The following is a 14,405-nucleotide window of genomic DNA, read 5'->3' on the forward strand; positions in this document are numbered from 1 at the left end:
TTTTCGACACCTTTTTACAGATGTAGTAGCCATGCCCGCGCAACGTCGCGGGTTTTGTGCTTTTGACAACGCGCCGCAATGCCGTTACTCCCATTGATAATGTATGTCTGAACACGTGGGGAACACCATGGGACTGGGGATGAGTGGCGCGCGTCTGATGGCTGAAACCGGCTTTCGACGGGTTCTGAGGGCGGTTTTGATTATCACACTGGTTTCAGTGGGTTGGACAGGGTTTTCAAGCCCGGTTCAGGCGCAGAATTTCCAGTTCAACCGGATCATAATCGACGGCAACACACGGATCGGCGACGCCGCGATCCTGACGCGGGCAGGAATCGCCCCCGGCCAAACGGTCAGCGCAGGGCAGGTGAACGACGCTTTGCAGAACCTGCAAACCAGCGGATTGTTCGAGACCGTACGGGTCGAACCGCAAGGCTCAACACTGCGTATCACCGTGGTCGAATTGCCGACGATCAACCGCATCTCCTTTGAAGGAAACCGCCGGATCGACGATGCCGCCCTTGCCGAAATCATCCAAAGTCAGGAACGTCGCGTTCTGAACCCCGCACAGGTTGATCGTGACGCCAGCGGGCTGGCCGAGGCCTATAGCAGTCAGGGCCGGATCGCCGCGCGCGTCACACCGCGCATCATTCGCCGCTCTGACAACCGCGTCGATCTGGTATTCGAGATTTTCGAAGGTGACGTGGTCGAGATCGAGCGCCTCAGCTTTGTCGGCAACCGCGTCTATTCCGACCGCCGTCTGCGCCGCGTGCTGCAGACCAAACAGGCGGGCCTGTTCCGCACCCTGATCCGCACCGACACGCTGGTCGAGGACCGGATCGAGTTCGACAAACAGGTGCTGCGCGATTTCTACTTCTCTCGCGGCTACGTGGATTTCCGCACGCTGGGCACCAATGCCGAACTGACCGAAGAACGCGACGGCTTTTTCCTCGTCTTCAACGTACAGGAAGGCCAGCAATTCAAATTCGGCGAAGTCACGGTCAGCAGTGACCTGCCCGAGATCGACGTCGATTTCTATCAGGGTCTGGTCAAGGCGCGCCCCGGCGTTGTCTATTCGCCGACGCTGGTGGACGAGGAAATCACACGTCTTGAACGGCAGGGGCAACGCGATGGCGTCGATTTCCTGCGGGTAGAGCCTCGCGTGGTGCGCAATGACCGTGATCTGACGCTGGACGTCGAACTGGTACTCAGCCGCGGACCGCGCGTCTTTGTCGAACGCATCGACATCGAAGGCAACACAACCACGCTCGACCGCGTTGTGCGCCGCCAGTTCCGGATCGCAGAAGGTGACCCGTTCAACCCGCGCGAAATCCGCGATTCAGCTGAACGCATCCGTGCGCTCGATTTTTTCGCCACCTCGAACGTAAATGCGCGCGAAGGATCTCGCCCAGATCAGGTTGTTGTCGATGTGGACGTCGAGGAAAAACCAACGGGGTCGCTGAACTTTGGTGGTGCGTTCTCGGCTGACGACGGTTTCGGCCTCGTGGTCAGCTTTACCGAGCGCAACTTTCTGGGACGCGGTCAGACGCTGGGCTTTGAATTTTCCTCCGCCGAGGAAAGCGAACAATATGGCATTAGCTTTGTCGAACCCGCCTTTCTCGGGCGCGACGTCGCCTTTGGTTTGAACCTGCGCTACAGCGAAAGCGATTCCAGCTTTGCGAATTTTGACGCGGAGTCTTTTCAATTTGTCCCCAGCCTGACCTTTCCGGTCAGCGAACGTGGGCGTCTGAATGTTCGATTTAGTTATTCAGATGTGGAAATGCAGGCGCGTGACCCATCTGAAAACGGCGCTGTCGTACAGAACGAAATCAATTCCGGAGCACAGTCAACCACGTCACTCGGCTATACCTACACCTACGATTCACGCACTGGCGGGTTGAACCCGGATGCCGGATGGCTGTTTGAATTTGGTCAGGATTTCGCGGGCTTGGGCGGGGATAGCGAATATATCCGGACGACCGCAAAGGTTATTGGTCAGCGCTTGGCGTTCAGCAACGAAGTGACCCTGCGGGCCACACTCGAAGGCGGCCTTTTGACGTGGAGAAATGGCACAAACCGCACTGTGGATCGGTTCAATGTTGGCCCACGTATCCTGCGCGGATTTGAGCCTGGAGGCATTGGCCCGCGCGATTTGAGTGCGCCGGGTGACTCTGACCCGCTGGGCGGCAATCTCTATCTCGCAGCCCGTTTCGAGGCGGAATTCCCGCTGGGTCTGCCCGAAGAGCTTGGGATCACCGGCGGCGTCTTCTACGATGTGGGCAACCTCTGGGATCTGGACGATGTGGATCTGACGGGCGGCAATGTCGTGGGCGAGGGCGGGTCCTTCCGCCACGTGATTGGATTCTCGATCTTCTGGGACACCGCCATTGGTCCGCTGCGTCTGAACTTTTCCAACGCGATCAAGAAAGAAGACTTCGACCGAGAGCAGTCCTTTGATCTGACCATTTCGACCACGTTCTGAGCGATGGGCGATTGGCTGCGCAGGCTGTGTTTGGCGATCGCCCTATCGGGGGCGGTGGCCGGTCCGGTTGCGTTCACCAGCGGGCCTGCCACAGCGCAGGACGTGCGCAGCCCGATCCTGACCATCGACAGTGATCGGCTGTATCGCGGCAGCGCCTTTGGCCAACGGGTGCTGCGCGAGATCGAGGCGCAAAACGACGCGCTGGCGGATGAAAACCGCGTCCTCGAACAACAACTGGAAAACGAAGAAGCCGAGCTGACTGCGCAGCGCGATACCCTGTCCGCCGAGGAATTCCGCGCGTTGGCCGATGCCTTTGATGCGCGTGTGCAGGCGATCCGCCGCGAACGGGAAAACGAAAGCCGCGCGATCTCTGCGCAACTTGAAAACAACCGCGACCGGTTTCTGGCCGCCGCCGTACCCGTGCTCGAGGCGATCATGCGTGAAGCGGGGGCCGGTGTGGTTCTGGAACAGCGCAGCGTGTTCATCAGCGCCAACGCCATCGACATCACCGATGCTGCCATTGCGCGCATCGATGCGGCCCTGCAGGACGGAACCGAACCTGCAGCGGATTGACGCAGCACCTGAGCGGCCTCCGTCCAAGTGTTTCAGGATGTTACGGCCCCGCCCGCGCCCACGCTTGCGACAAACCGCCCGCCTTGATAGGCACATTCCATATTCGTTCTGAAACAAGGGCCGAGCATCAATGTCGAGTGATCTGAAAACCGCCGATATTGCGCTGATCCAGCGCATCCTGCCGCATCGCTATCCGTTCCTGCTGGTGGACAAGGTGGTCGATATTGATGGCTATCAAAAGGCGACGGGCATCAAGAACGTCACCATGAACGAACCGCATTTTCAGGGCCATTTCCCCGGCAAACCGATCATGCCCGGCGTCACCATCATCGAAGCCATGGCCCAGACGGCCGCCGTCATGGTGGGCACGGCGCTCGATATGGCTGACAAGAACATGCTGGTCTATTTCATGGCCATCGACAAATGCAAATTCCGCCGCATGGTCGTGCCCGGCGACGTGCTCGAGCTCAAACTTGAAACCACGCGCGGTAAGCCCGGCGGCAAGGTCTGGAAATTCGCAGGCGTGGCCGAAGTGGAAGGCGAGATGGCCTGTGAGGCCGAATTCACGGCCATGATGGATCTGCCCAAACCATGAGCGGCCCCAACATCCACCCCTCAGCCGTGATCGAGGATGGCGCGCGCATCGACCCCTCGGCGCGCATCGGCCCGTTCTGCGTGATCGGCCCGCATGTGGTGATCGGCCCTAAGGTGGAGTTGAAAAGCCACGTCGTGGTTACCGGTCGCACCGAAATCGGCGAAGCGACCACCGTCTTTTCCTTTGCCGTGATCGGCGAAGTGCCACAGGATCTCAAGTTCAAGGGCGAGGCCAGCAATCTGGTCATCGGCAAACGCAACCGCATCCGCGAGCATGTCACCATGAACTGCGGCACCGAAGGCGGGGGCGGTGTGACCCGGATCGGCGATGACGGGTTGTTCATGGCCGGGTGCCACATTGCCCATGACGCCCATATCGGCGACCGGGTGATCGTGGTCAATTCGGCGGCGGTGGCCGGGCATTGCATCCTCGAGGATGACGTGATCATCGGCGGTCTGTCCGGCATCCACCAATTCGTGCGCATTGGGCGCGGCGCGATCATCGGCGCTGTGACCATGGTGACCAATGACGTGATCCCCTACGGCCTCGTGCAGGCGCCACGCGGCGAGCTGGACGGGTTAAACCTTGTCGGCCTCAAACGTCGCGGCGTCGGGCGCGCCGACATCACCGCGCTGCGCGCCGCCTTTCAGATGCTGGCACAGGGCGAAGGCACCTTTCACGACCGCGCCGAACGTCTCGGCAAGGAAACAGAAAGCGCATATGTCCGCGAGATCGTGGCATTTGTCATGGGCGACAGCGACCGGTCGTTCCTGACCCCGCGCTGATGCTTGCGCTGATCGTGGGCCGGGGGGCGCTGCCTGCCGCCGTTGCCGCCGCGCAGGATGACATGCCGCTGATCTGCGCCTTGAAAGGCAATACGCCGGACAATCTGGATGTGGACGTCACCTTTCGCATTGAGCATCTAGGCAGTTTTCTGGTCACCCTTGGTGCGCACGGCGTCACCGAGGTCTGCTTTTGCGGCGCAATCGACCGGCCCGTGATTGACCCCGACCAACTGGATGCAGACACCCAACCGCTGGTCCCGATATTGACCAGCGCCGTGTCCGGAGGGGAAGACAGCGCGCTGCGCGCCGTTCTCGGCATCTTTGAACAAACCGGGTTTGCCGTGCGCGGTGCCCATGACCTCGCACCCGATCTGCTGCCGCCAACCGGTACGTTGACCAAGGCCATGGCGCCGATGGACGTCATCGCCAGCTTGCCACAGGCCGAGGCTGTGCTGCACGCCCAAGGGCAAGCGGATCAGGGACAGGCCTGCATATTGCGCGCCGGGGATGTGATTGCGCGCGAGGATGGGCGCGGCACGGATGCGATGCTGGGTGATCTGACGGAGCCGTATAGTGGGACCGGCGCTGTGTCCGACCCGGTCGAATTTGTTTTTGACATGGTGGGGGACGCGCTGGATGCGGCGGCGGATTGGCTTTCTGGCCCGGTGGCAGAACAGCGCACCCGCGCGAAAGGTGGCTATCTCTTCAAAGGCCCCAAACCGGGGCAGGACATGCGGGTCGATCTGCCCACCATCGGCCCCTCAACTGCGATGCGTGCGGCGGAGGCGGGCCTGGATGGGATCGTGATCGCGGGAGGTGGTGTGATGGTGCTGGATCAGCCGCAAGTTGTGCGGATACTCGACGCGATGGGGATGTTTCTGTGGGTGCGCTAAAGGTCTTTCTGGTGGCGGGTGAGCCGTCGGGCGACGCCCTTGGTGGGGCGCTCATGAAGGGTTTGAAAGAGCTGGCCACGGACGTGCAATTCGCGGGCATCGGTGGCCCATTGATGGCGGCTCATGGCCTCACCAGCCGCTTTGACATGTCCGAGCTGAGCCTGATGGGCATCGCCGAGGTCCTGCCAAAGTATTTCCACCTCAAGCGTCGCATCGCCGAAACCGCGCAAGCCGTGATCGACATGAAACCGGATGTGCTGATCACAATCGACAGCCCGGATTTTTGCCTGCGCGTGGCCAAGCTGGTCAAGGCAGGCTCAGACATCCGCACTGTGCATTACGTCGCCCCGACGGTCTGGGCGTGGCGACCCAAACGGGCCAGGAAAATGGCTGCGATGATCGACCATGTGCTGGCGCTGTTCCCGTTCGAGCCGCCTTACATGGAGGCCGAGGGGATGGAGTGTGACTTTGTCGGCCACCCGGCGGCAAACGCGCCACGGGCCACGCCGGATGAGCAGGCGGCCTTTCGGACTGCCCATGGATTGAACGATGCTGATCCGCTGGTTCTTGTCCTGCCTGGTTCGCGGCGGGGCGAGATCGCGCGGATGGGTCCGGTCTTTGGTGAGGTGCTGGGCAAGCTGGCCGCGACGCACCCCGACATGCGGATGATCGTGCCCGCAGCCCCGGCCGTGGCCGAGGCCGTGCATGATCTGGTCAAAAGCTGGCCGGTGAAGGCGGACATCATCGACATCCGCGGCATGGAGGCAGAGGCGGCTCAGGTCGAAAAGCGCGCCGCCTTTGCCGCCGCAGACGTGGCCCTTGCCACCTCGGGCACCGTGGCGCTGGAACTGGCGGCGGCGGGCACGCCGATGGTCAGCGCCTTTGATCTCAACTGGCTCAGCCGCGTGATCATCCCGCGCATGCTGATCACCGACACCACTTGCCTTGTGAACCTTGTCACCGACAGCCGCGTCGTACCCGAACTGATCGGGTTTGACTTCAAGGCAGAGAACGTGTTGGCCGCGATGGAAGGGCTGCTCGCCGACCCATCCACCCAGGCCGCCGCGATGGAGCGCACGATGGATTTGCTAGGGCGCGGTGGAGAGGATCCGGGCCTGCGGGCCGCCTGCGCGGTGCTGGACCGCATGTAATCCAAAGGCGCGCCTTTCAGGCGCATTCCATTTTTTGATTTGGGAAACGCTTCGGCCTCACCAAGACAAAGATATGTCCCGAACCCTGCCTCGATTGATCTTTTGCGTGACAGAGCCGCCCGTCTTTCCCAAGACCAATAGCCGTATCCCCTGAAGGGGCCCCTCGGCGATTGATCTTGGCAAAGCCATGCGTCCCCGTCCCTTGAAGCTCAAGCGAGGCCGGCTCCGAGACAAAGCTTTAGTCCAGTTGGACCAGCGCGTGGCGCTTTTTACCGGCCGAGAGCTTGATGGGAGAGGCGAGGGCGCCTGCGTCGATCATCAGCCCGGCATTGTCGAGCGGTTGATCGTTAAGCCGCGCGCCACCTTCGGCGATCAGGCGCTTGGCCTCTTTGCCCGATCCGGCAAGTCCGGATTTCACGATCAGTTGTACGATCGAGATGCCGTCGCCGATGTCATTCGCGCTCAGGATGAGCGTCGGCAGGTCGTCCCCCACACCGCCCTTTTCGAACACGTCGCGCGCGGTGTCTGCGGCAGCGCGGGCCGCCTCGGCCCCGTGCAGCAGCGTGGTGATTTCCGTCGCCAGACGCACCTTGGCTTCGTTGATCTCGGACCCTTCAAGTGCGCCCAGTCGGTCGCATTCTTCGAGCGGCAACTCGGTATAAAGCTTCAGGAACCGGCCCACATCCGCATCGGTCGTGTTGCGCCAGAACTGCCAGAACTCGTAAGGGGAGAGCATCTCGGGGTTCAGCCAGACGGCACCTGATTGGGATTTGCCCATCTTCTTGCCATCAGACGTGGTCAGCAGCGGCGAGGTGAGGCCATAAACCTCGCCCTCGATCACCCGGCGGGTGAGGTCGATGCCGTTGACAATATTGCCCCACTGATCGCTGCCGCCCATCTGCAGGATGCAGCCATAGCGGCGATGAAGCTCCATGAAATCATAGGCTTGCAGGATCATGTAGTTGAATTCGAGGAAAGACAGCGACTGTTCGCGATCCAGCCGGGACTTCACACTTTCAAAGCTCAGCATCCGGTTGATCGAGAAATGCCGCCCAATGTCACGCAGGAAATCGAGGTAATTCAGATCATCCAGCCATTCGGCATTGTTGAGCATCTGCGCGCCCGATCCATAGTCGAGATAGGCCGAAAACACCTGCTTGATGCCCGCGATATTGGCGTCAATCGCCGCCGCATCCAGCAAAGGGCGTTCGTCAGCCCGGAAGGATGGATCGCCGACCTTGGTTGTGCCCCCACCCATCAACGTGATCGGATTGTGGCCCGTCTTTTGAAACCAGCGCAGCATCATGATCTGGATGAGCGAGCCCACATGCAGCGATTTGGCCGTCGCATCGAACCCGATATAGGCCGATTGAGGCCCCTTCAGCAGCGTCTCGTCCAGTCCTTGCAGATCGGTGCAATCGGCCAGAAATCCGCGCGATTGCATCACGTGCAGGAAATCGGATCGGGGCGAATAGGTCATGGCTTGTCCTTGGCGCAGTGCTGCCGCAGTCTGACACAAGACCGGGCTTTGGCCGTCTATAGGCCGCAGCAGCGCAAAGGAAAAGACATTGGATAAGCTCAGGCAGAAAGGGGTGGTGATCCGTGCCCTTGGGGCCATGTCGGGCACGTCGCTGGATGGGGTGGACGCCGCCGTGCTTGAGACGGATGGGGTGAATATCACGGGTTTTGGGCCGTTTGAGTATCGCAGTTATTCGTCGCCCGAACAGAACACCTTGCGCGCTGCTCTGAACCAATGGGCGGGGCCGACGCTCGCACCGGCGACCGACGTCGTGATGGCCGCGCATCAGGCGCTCTTGTCACAATTTGAGGGCATCGATCTGGTGGGCTTTCACGGCCAGACCGTCGCCCATGCGCCGCGCAGCCGTGGCACGCTGCAACTGGGGGACGGGGCCGCACTGGCCGATGCCCTTGGGGTGCCCGTGGTGTGGGATTTCCGTTCGGCCGATGTGGAACTGGGTGGTGAGGGCGCGCCGCTGGCACCGTTCTTTCACTTTGCCTGCGCCAAATGGATCAAGGCGACCGGGCCGATCGCCTTTTTGAACCTTGGCGGCGTCGGCAACATCACCTGGGTCGACCCGACCCATGACGCGCCCGAAGCGCACGGCGCGCTGCTTGCTTTTGATACCGGCCCGGCCAACGCACCGCTCAACGATCTAATGCTCAAACGCCTTGGCCAACCCTATGACAAGGACGGCGCATTGGCCAAACAGGGCACGGTTGAAACCGGCGCATTGGAGCTGTTCCTTGCCGAGCCCTTCTTTGCCCGCATGCCGCCCAAGTCACTGGATCGCAACGATTTTGCCGAGATGGTGGGGCTGGTCAACGAGTTGAGTGATGCGGATGCCGCCGCCACCCTGACGGCCATGTGCGCGACTGGTGTGGCCGAGGCAATGCAGCATTGCCCAAGCCCGCCAACCCGCGTGCTGGTGACCGGGGGCGGGCGGCGCAATCCGGTGCTGATGAAGATGCTTGAGGTCTCTCTCGATTGCCCCGTGATGCCGGTCGAGGATGTGGGGCTGGATGGGGATATGCTTGAGGCGCAAGCCTTTGCCTATCTCGCTGTGCGCGTCGCCCGCGGTCTGCCCACCTCTTGTCCCGGCACGACGGGCGTGCGGGCGGCAGTTGGTGGTGGCACGGTCAGCGTTCCTGACTCTGTGCGCTCCCTGATCTGAGCCGACCTAGCGCGGGATGTCGAACCCTGGCGGGGCCAGTGTGAACCCTTCGAACTGGAACCCGGGCGAGACGGTGCAACTGACCAGCGTGTAATCACCCGTGCTGCGCGCCGCCTGCCAGTGCTGTTCCGGTACGATGATCTGGGGCGCACCGGCGCTCAGATCCGGGGTCAGCAAATGATCAACCGCCGGGCCTGCCTCATCCGGGCTCAGCGACAGGATCAGCGGATCGCCCGCGTGATACAGCCAGATTTCGGTGGCATCGACGCGGTGCCACTGGCTGGTCTCGCCCCGCGCCAGCAGGAAATAGATACAGGTGCCGCTGGGGCGCCCTTCGTTTTCCGCGACCCAGGTCTGGCGATAATGGCCGCCCTCGGGATGGGGCGACAGGCGCAGGTGGTCAATGATCTCTTGTGCGGTCATGCCCGCAGGCTAGGGTGGGTTGATATGCAGAGCAAGCAGATGAAAATCGTGATCGTTGGCGGCGGCATCATCGGTGCTGCCCTTGCCCGATCCCTGTGCACAGCAGGCGCAGACGTGACCCTGTTCGAGGGGGCCCCGGGTGCCACACCCGCCTCGTTCGGCTGGGTCAATGCCAGCTTTTTTCTCACCCCCGAGCACTTTGCCCTGCGCGCCGAAGGGCTGGCCGCCTGGCGCCGTCTGGGCGGGCATGTGACGTGGGCAGGCTGTCTGTGCTGGGAAGAGACGGGCGCTGCGTTTGATGCGCAACGCGATCAGTTGTGCGCGCTGGGATATGCGGTGGAGGAGGTCACACCGGACAGGTGGGCCGCGCTGGAACCCGACATTGCCGCCCCACCGTGCGCCCTGCACTTTGCGCAGGAGGGGGTGGCAGCGCCTGCTGACACAGTGGCTTCAATGTTGCGGGGCGTGCGCCGTGTGTCCGGTGTCCGGGTGCTGGGCCTGACCCACAGGGGCGACAGGATCACGGGGATCGAAACGGCGCAGGGTCATGTGCCCGCAGACCGGGTGATTGTCGCCGCCGGGATCGGCAGTCCGGACCTGCTGAGCCCGGTTGGTGTTGATCTACCCATGTTGCGCCGTCCGGGGTTGATGCTGCGCACGGCCCCCGTGCGGCAGGTGATGCGCCACATCCTCGTCGCACCGGGGCAAGAGCTGCGACAGGAGGCCCAGGGCCACATCTGGGCACCAACCGCGCCCAATCATCAAAGCGACGATGCCAGTGAGATCAGTGACCGGCCTGACCTGCTGGCGGACGCTGCCTTGGAGCGTGTGCAGGCGTTGGTGCCGGGACATCGGCTCACTTGGGAACAGGTCATGCTGGCCGAACGCCCGGTGCCACGAGACGGCCTTCCCGTGATCGGGGCGTGCGGGCCCGAGGGGCTATTCGTGGCCGTCATGCACTCGGGCATCACATTGGCGGCGATCACGGCCGAAGTGTTGGCTCCGCAGGTGCTCGACCGCCCGCTCAGCAATGCGCAGGCTGCATTGACCGCACCCTTCACCTCGGACAGATTTCAAAGCGGGTGATCAAAGAACCGCAGGTACGGTTCGAACTGGACTTCGGGCTCGTAAAACGGCGGGCAAGGTTGAAAGCCAAGGCGTTCATACAGACCAATCGCCTCAGTCAGGTGGATCATGGTGTCGAGCACCATGCGATTGTAGCCATCCGCCCGCGCGCGGGTCATGCAATCCTCGATCAGAGCACGTCCCGCCCCGGTGCCACGGGCCGCAGGGTCGACAAAGACACGTTTGATCTCTGTCACGCCGGGAATGGCGAGGGGGTAATACATAGCACAGCCCACGACCGCGTCGTTGATCGTGGCCAGCACAATATCGCCCTTGGGCCGCGCATGGATGCGGGGCAGGTCGGCGATCAGCACGGCATAGCTTTCCTTGCTGTAATAGGTCTCGACAATGGGCGGCATATCGGCCGAGCGTTCAACAAGCAGGTCGCGATAAGCCCAGCACAGACGGGCGATGTCATCGCCGTCAGCGGGGGTTGCCGGGCGCAGAGTGAGTGTCATGAACAGTGCTTCTGAATGGCCTTGCGCAGTTCCAGCATTTCGCGGCGCACACGATGGCGAGGTTTCAGTTGTTCGACCTTGGCCATGTTGTCATTGCCGTTATACCACGCATCAAAAAGCAGCGCGCGGATATCCGCGTCAAGCACCTGATCTGCAACGGAATAATTGCACTGGCATTGCGCTTCACTGAGCGGTCCGAGGCGATCCTCGACCTTCATGCGGGCACAGGTTTCAGGCCCGGTTTGCGCCCACACGGGTCCGGCCAGACCGGCCAGACCCAACGCCAGTGTCGCAACCCACATCATTTCAGAATCGAGCGCCCTGCATATTGCGCGCTTTCGCCCAGCATTTCCTCGATGCGGATCAATTGGTTGTACTTGGCCAACCGGTCCGAGCGGGACAGGGAGCCGGTCTTGATCTGCCCGCAATTGGTGGCGACAGCCAGATCGGCGATGGTGGCATCTTCGGTCTCGCCCGAACGGTGGCTCATCACGTTGGTAAACCGCGCGCGGTGGGCCATATCGACCGCTTTAAGAGTCTCCGTCAACGTCCCGATCTGATTGACTTTCACCAGCATTGAGTTGGCAGAGCCGCGTTCGATACCCGTGGCCAGTCGTTCAGGGTTGGTCACAAACAGATCGTCACCGACCAGTTGCACCTTGTCGCCGATGGCGTCGGTGAGGGCCTTCCATCCGTCCCAGTCATCTTCGCCCATGCCGTCCTCGATCGAGATGATGGGATAGTCGTCGACCAATGCCGCAAGGTAGGCCACGTTTTCTTCGGAGCTCAGCGTTTTGCCTTCACCCGCCAGCACGTATTTGCCGTCCTTGTAATATTCCGTCGCCGCACAATCGAGCGCGAGATAGATTTCCTCGCCCGGAGTGTAGCCCGCCTTTTCAATGGATTTCATAATGAAATCAAGTGCGTCACGGGTGGAGTTTATGGCTGGGGCAAAGCCGCCCTCATCGCCGATACCCGTCGCCAGACCTGCGGCGGTCAGCTCTTTTTTCAGGGTGTGGAACACTTCGGAGCCCATGCGCACAGCCTCGCGGATATTGTCCGCAGCCACAGGCATGATCATGAATTCCTGAATGTCGATGGGGTTGTCGGCATGTTCGCCGCCATTGATGATGTTCATCATCGGCACCGGCAGGACGCGAGCGGACGTGCCTCCGACATAACGGAAAAGCGGCTGTTGGGTGTAGTCCGCCGCCGCCTTCGCCACGGCCAGCGACACGCCGAGAATGGCATTGGCACCAAGGCGTGCTTTGTTCGGGGTGCCGTCGAGTTCTATCATAACGGAATCAATTTCCACTTGCTCGGTGGCGTCGATCCCGACGAGCGCTTCGGCGATCTCTCCGTTCACGGCAGCGACCGCCTCAAGCACGCCTTTGCCCATGTAGCGGGCCTTGTCGCCATCGCGGCGCTCGACCGCTTCATGCGCGCCGGTCGAAGCGCCCGAGGGCACAGCGGCGCGGCCCATGGTGCCGTCTTCGAGGGTCACGTCCACTTCGACCGTGGGGTTGCCCCGGCTGTCGAGGATTTCGCGGGCATAGATGTCGATGATGGTGCTCATGGGTGACGTCTCCGGAAAGGTTGGCGTTTTGGTTTACGTAGCGTTTACAGCGATGGGGGCGCTAACAAAAGGGGGCTCAGGGCGATGCGGTGGATTTTACGACTCGCTCGCGCCAAAGGGTGTAAAGCCCCGAGGCAATGATGATCGCAGCCCCCGTCAGGGTCAGCGCATCGGGGTTTTCGCCGAAGAAGACCAGCGCGATGATCAGCGCAAAGATCATGCGCGAATAGCGGAACGGCGTGACATAGCTGATCTGGCCGATGCGGGTGGCAAAGGTAATCGCGAAATAGGCGACGGCCCCGATCAGCACACAGATCGTCAGAATGCCCCAGTCGCGCGGTGACGGCGCCACCACCCGATCGCCGCTGACGACGATCAGGATGGCAGCAGCAGGCACGAGCGAGGCAAAGGCCAGCATGCTCAGCTGCATCGAACTGATCGCGGCGGGCACGCGCCGTGTCGCCAGATCGCGTGCAGCAAGGCCCAGCACCCCCACAACCGCATAGATCGACAGCCAGTTGAACCCTTCGGTTCCGGGCCGGATGATCATCAGCACACCGCCAAAGCCCACGATGATCGCACCCCAACGCCGCCACCCGACAGGTTCGGCCAGAAAAAGAGCGGCCCCGAGGGTCACCAGCAAAGGTGCGGCCTGCAGGATGGCCGATGCGGTGGACAGGGGGATAAGCGCAAGGGCGGTGACAAAGCCGACAGCACCGCTCAACTCAGCAAGGTTGCGCAACAGAACGGCGGGGTGGAGAAATGCGCGCCCACAGAGCGCAACCCCTTGTGCGCGACAGATACCGGCAAAGACGATGAAGCCGCCAAGGCCCAGCACCCCGATGATTTGCCCGACCGGCATAGAGGCGGCGAGCACCTTGATCAGTGCGTCCTCGATGGCAAAGGCCAGCATGGCCAGCACCATCACGCCCGCTGCGCGCAGATTGTCATTGATCATGGGCTACCGTTTCAGCCGCATCATCAACTGATTGCCCTGTTTGCGGGTTTCGACACCTTTGAGCGACTCGACCAACGCCGACAGCTTGCGATGCCCATATGTCCGCGTGTCGAAATCGGGGTGGGCGTTCTGGATCGCCTGTCCGATCTGCCCGAGCGCGTACCAGTCATCATCCTGCTGGATCTTGTCCATCGCCCCTTCGATCAGGGGCAGGGCGGATTTGGGGGCAGCGCGGCTGGAGGCCTGTTCGGGTTCGTCCAGCAGGTTCTCGATCAGGATAAAGCGGTTGCAGACATTGCGCAGCGCCTCGGGCGCTTTGGATTCGCCGATGCCGATCACGGTCAGCCCATCCTCGCGCAGGCGGTTGGCAAGGGCGGTGAAATCGCTGTCGGAGGAGACAATGACAAAGCCGTCAAAGCGCCCCCCATGCAGGATATCCATCGCGTCGATCACAAGGCCGATGTCGCTGGCGTTCTTGCCGGTGGTGTTCGAGGTGTCCTGATGGGCGACTAGGCCCAGTTCCAGAATCCGCGCCGACCACGCATTCAGCCGCCCGGAGGTCCAGTCGCCATAGACCCGGCGCAGGGCCGGTTCGCCAATCGCCGTGACCTCGCGCAGGATGGCATCGGCGAATTTGGCAGGCACGTTGTCGGCATCGATCAATACGGCCAACAGGGGGCGGTCTCGGTCAGTCAC

15 protein-coding genes are annotated in these 14,405 nt (G+C 61.8%); 8 read left to right on the forward strand and 7 right to left on the reverse strand.

What is annotated here, in order from left to right; translation table 11 throughout:
- Positions 1–103: 103 nt before the first annotated feature.
- The 6 genes from bamA to lpxB all read left to right on the forward strand — a co-directional run bounded on the left by bamA (position 104) and on the right by lpxB (position 6,476).
- Complete coding sequence (bamA, locus tag Q1A89_RS17600; protein ID WP_299731351.1) at positions 104–2,479, forward strand: outer membrane protein assembly factor BamA; 2,376 nt, start codon at positions 104–106, stop codon at positions 2,477–2,479.
- A gap of 3 nt (positions 2,480–2,482) precedes the next feature.
- A complete protein-coding gene (locus Q1A89_RS17605; protein WP_299731354.1) occupies positions 2,483–3,052 on the forward strand; it encodes an OmpH family outer membrane protein in 570 nt (189 codons plus the stop codon).
- A 130-nt stretch (positions 3,053–3,182) separates the two neighbouring features.
- On the forward strand, positions 3,183–3,647 hold the full coding sequence (fabZ, locus tag Q1A89_RS17610) for a 3-hydroxyacyl-ACP dehydratase FabZ (RefSeq protein ID WP_299731357.1): 465 nt from the start codon (positions 3,183–3,185) through the stop codon (positions 3,645–3,647).
- Complete coding sequence (lpxA, locus tag Q1A89_RS17615) at positions 3,644–4,432, forward strand: acyl-ACP--UDP-N-acetylglucosamine O-acyltransferase (protein ID WP_299731360.1); 789 nt, start codon at positions 3,644–3,646, stop codon at positions 4,430–4,432. Before fabZ ends, lpxA begins: the two co-directional genes overlap by 4 nt.
- Positions 4,432–5,325 (forward strand): UDP-2,3-diacylglucosamine diphosphatase LpxI, encoded by an 894-nt coding sequence (gene lpxI / locus Q1A89_RS17620; RefSeq protein WP_299731363.1) that lies wholly within the window; start codon positions 4,432–4,434, stop codon positions 5,323–5,325. The genes lpxA and lpxI overlap by 1 nt, the downstream gene beginning before the upstream one ends.
- Positions 5,313–6,476 (forward strand): lipid-A-disaccharide synthase, encoded by a 1,164-nt coding sequence (gene lpxB, locus Q1A89_RS17625; protein WP_299731366.1) that lies wholly within the window; start codon positions 5,313–5,315, stop codon positions 6,474–6,476. The genes lpxI and lpxB overlap by 13 nt, the downstream gene beginning before the upstream one ends.
- Before the next feature lie 238 nt (positions 6,477–6,714).
- Here lpxB and tyrS read toward each other — a convergent pair whose 3' ends face one another.
- Positions 6,715–7,956 carry a tyrosine--tRNA ligase gene (gene tyrS, locus Q1A89_RS17630; RefSeq protein WP_299731369.1) on the reverse strand — a complete coding sequence of 414 codons (1,242 nt, stop codon included), beginning with the start codon at positions 7,954–7,956 and terminating at the stop codon, positions 6,715–6,717.
- An 88-nt stretch (positions 7,957–8,044) separates the two neighbouring features.
- Between tyrS and Q1A89_RS17635 the strand changes: the two genes are divergently transcribed.
- The gene (locus tag Q1A89_RS17635; RefSeq protein WP_299731372.1) at positions 8,045–9,169 is read left to right on the forward strand and encodes an anhydro-N-acetylmuramic acid kinase; all 1,125 of its coding nucleotides are present in this window, start codon (positions 8,045–8,047) and stop codon (positions 9,167–9,169) included.
- A 6-nt stretch (positions 9,170–9,175) separates the two neighbouring features.
- On the opposite strand, the gene Q1A89_RS17640 is transcribed toward Q1A89_RS17635, so the two are convergent.
- Complete coding sequence (locus Q1A89_RS17640) at positions 9,176–9,592, reverse strand: cupin domain-containing protein (RefSeq protein ID WP_299731375.1); 417 nt, start codon at positions 9,590–9,592, stop codon at positions 9,176–9,178.
- Positions 9,593–9,616: 24 nt separating this feature from the next.
- Here Q1A89_RS17640 and Q1A89_RS17645 point away from each other — a divergent pair, with 24 nt between their 5' ends.
- Entirely contained in the window at positions 9,617–10,678 is a 1,062-nt protein-coding gene (locus Q1A89_RS17645; RefSeq protein WP_299731378.1) for an FAD-dependent oxidoreductase, read from the forward strand.
- On the opposite strand, the gene Q1A89_RS17650 is transcribed toward Q1A89_RS17645, so the two are convergent.
- The 5 genes from Q1A89_RS17650 to Q1A89_RS17670 all read right to left on the reverse strand — a co-directional run bounded on the left by Q1A89_RS17650 (position 10,666) and on the right by Q1A89_RS17670 (position 14,405).
- Positions 10,666–11,175, reverse strand: coding sequence for a GNAT family N-acetyltransferase (locus Q1A89_RS17650; RefSeq protein WP_299731381.1), 510 nt, complete (start codon positions 11,173–11,175; stop codon positions 10,666–10,668). The two genes, Q1A89_RS17645 and Q1A89_RS17650, sit on opposite strands and share 13 nt — an antisense overlap.
- On the reverse strand, positions 11,172–11,480 hold the full coding sequence (locus Q1A89_RS17655; protein WP_299731384.1) for a hypothetical protein: 309 nt from the start codon (positions 11,478–11,480) through the stop codon (positions 11,172–11,174). Before Q1A89_RS17655 ends, Q1A89_RS17650 begins: the two co-directional genes overlap by 4 nt.
- Complete coding sequence (gene eno, locus Q1A89_RS17660) at positions 11,477–12,751, reverse strand: phosphopyruvate hydratase (protein ID WP_299731387.1); 1,275 nt, start codon at positions 12,749–12,751, stop codon at positions 11,477–11,479. The genes Q1A89_RS17655 and eno overlap by 4 nt, the downstream gene beginning before the upstream one ends.
- A 76-nt stretch (positions 12,752–12,827) precedes the next feature.
- Entirely contained in the window at positions 12,828–13,709 is an 882-nt protein-coding gene (locus Q1A89_RS17665; protein WP_299731390.1) for a DMT family transporter, read from the reverse strand.
- A gap of 3 nt (positions 13,710–13,712) precedes the next feature.
- A complete protein-coding gene (locus Q1A89_RS17670) occupies positions 13,713–14,405 on the reverse strand; it encodes an NYN domain-containing protein (RefSeq protein ID WP_299731393.1) in 693 nt (230 codons plus the stop codon).

It is taken from the genome of uncultured Tateyamaria sp. (assembly GCF_947503045.1).
Lineage (GTDB): Bacteria > Pseudomonadota > Alphaproteobacteria > Rhodobacterales > Rhodobacteraceae > Tateyamaria.

Bases quoted from the DNA above. Each gene is read 5' to 3' on its own strand.
- bamA (WP_299731351.1), top strand. From the start codon at position 104: ATGTCTGAACACGTGGGGAACACCATGGGACTGGGGATGAGTGGCGCG.
- Q1A89_RS17605 (WP_299731354.1), top strand. From the start codon at position 2,483: ATGGGCGATTGGCTGCGCAGGCTGTGTTTGGCGATCGCCCTATCGGGG.
- fabZ (WP_299731357.1), top strand. From the start codon at position 3,183: ATGTCGAGTGATCTGAAAACCGCCGATATTGCGCTGATCCAGCGCATC.
- lpxA (WP_299731360.1), top strand. From the start codon at position 3,644: ATGAGCGGCCCCAACATCCACCCCTCAGCCGTGATCGAGGATGGCGCG.
- lpxI (WP_299731363.1), top strand. From the start codon at position 4,432: ATGCTTGCGCTGATCGTGGGCCGGGGGGCGCTGCCTGCCGCCGTTGCC.
- tyrS (WP_299731369.1), bottom strand. From the start codon at position 7,956: ATGACCTATTCGCCCCGATCCGATTTCCTGCACGTGATGCAATCGCGC.
- Q1A89_RS17640 (WP_299731375.1), bottom strand. From the start codon at position 9,592: ATGACCGCACAAGAGATCATTGACCACCTGCGCCTGTCGCCCCATCCC.
- Q1A89_RS17645 (WP_299731378.1), top strand. From the start codon at position 9,617: ATGCAGAGCAAGCAGATGAAAATCGTGATCGTTGGCGGCGGCATCATC.
- Q1A89_RS17650 (WP_299731381.1), bottom strand. From the start codon at position 11,175: ATGACACTCACTCTGCGCCCGGCAACCCCCGCTGACGGCGATGACATC.
- Q1A89_RS17655 (WP_299731384.1), bottom strand. From the start codon at position 11,480: ATGATGTGGGTTGCGACACTGGCGTTGGGTCTGGCCGGTCTGGCCGGA.
- eno (WP_299731387.1), bottom strand. From the start codon at position 12,751: ATGAGCACCATCATCGACATCTATGCCCGCGAAATCCTCGACAGCCGG.
- Q1A89_RS17665 (WP_299731390.1), bottom strand. From the start codon at position 13,709: ATGATCAATGACAATCTGCGCGCAGCGGGCGTGATGGTGCTGGCCATG.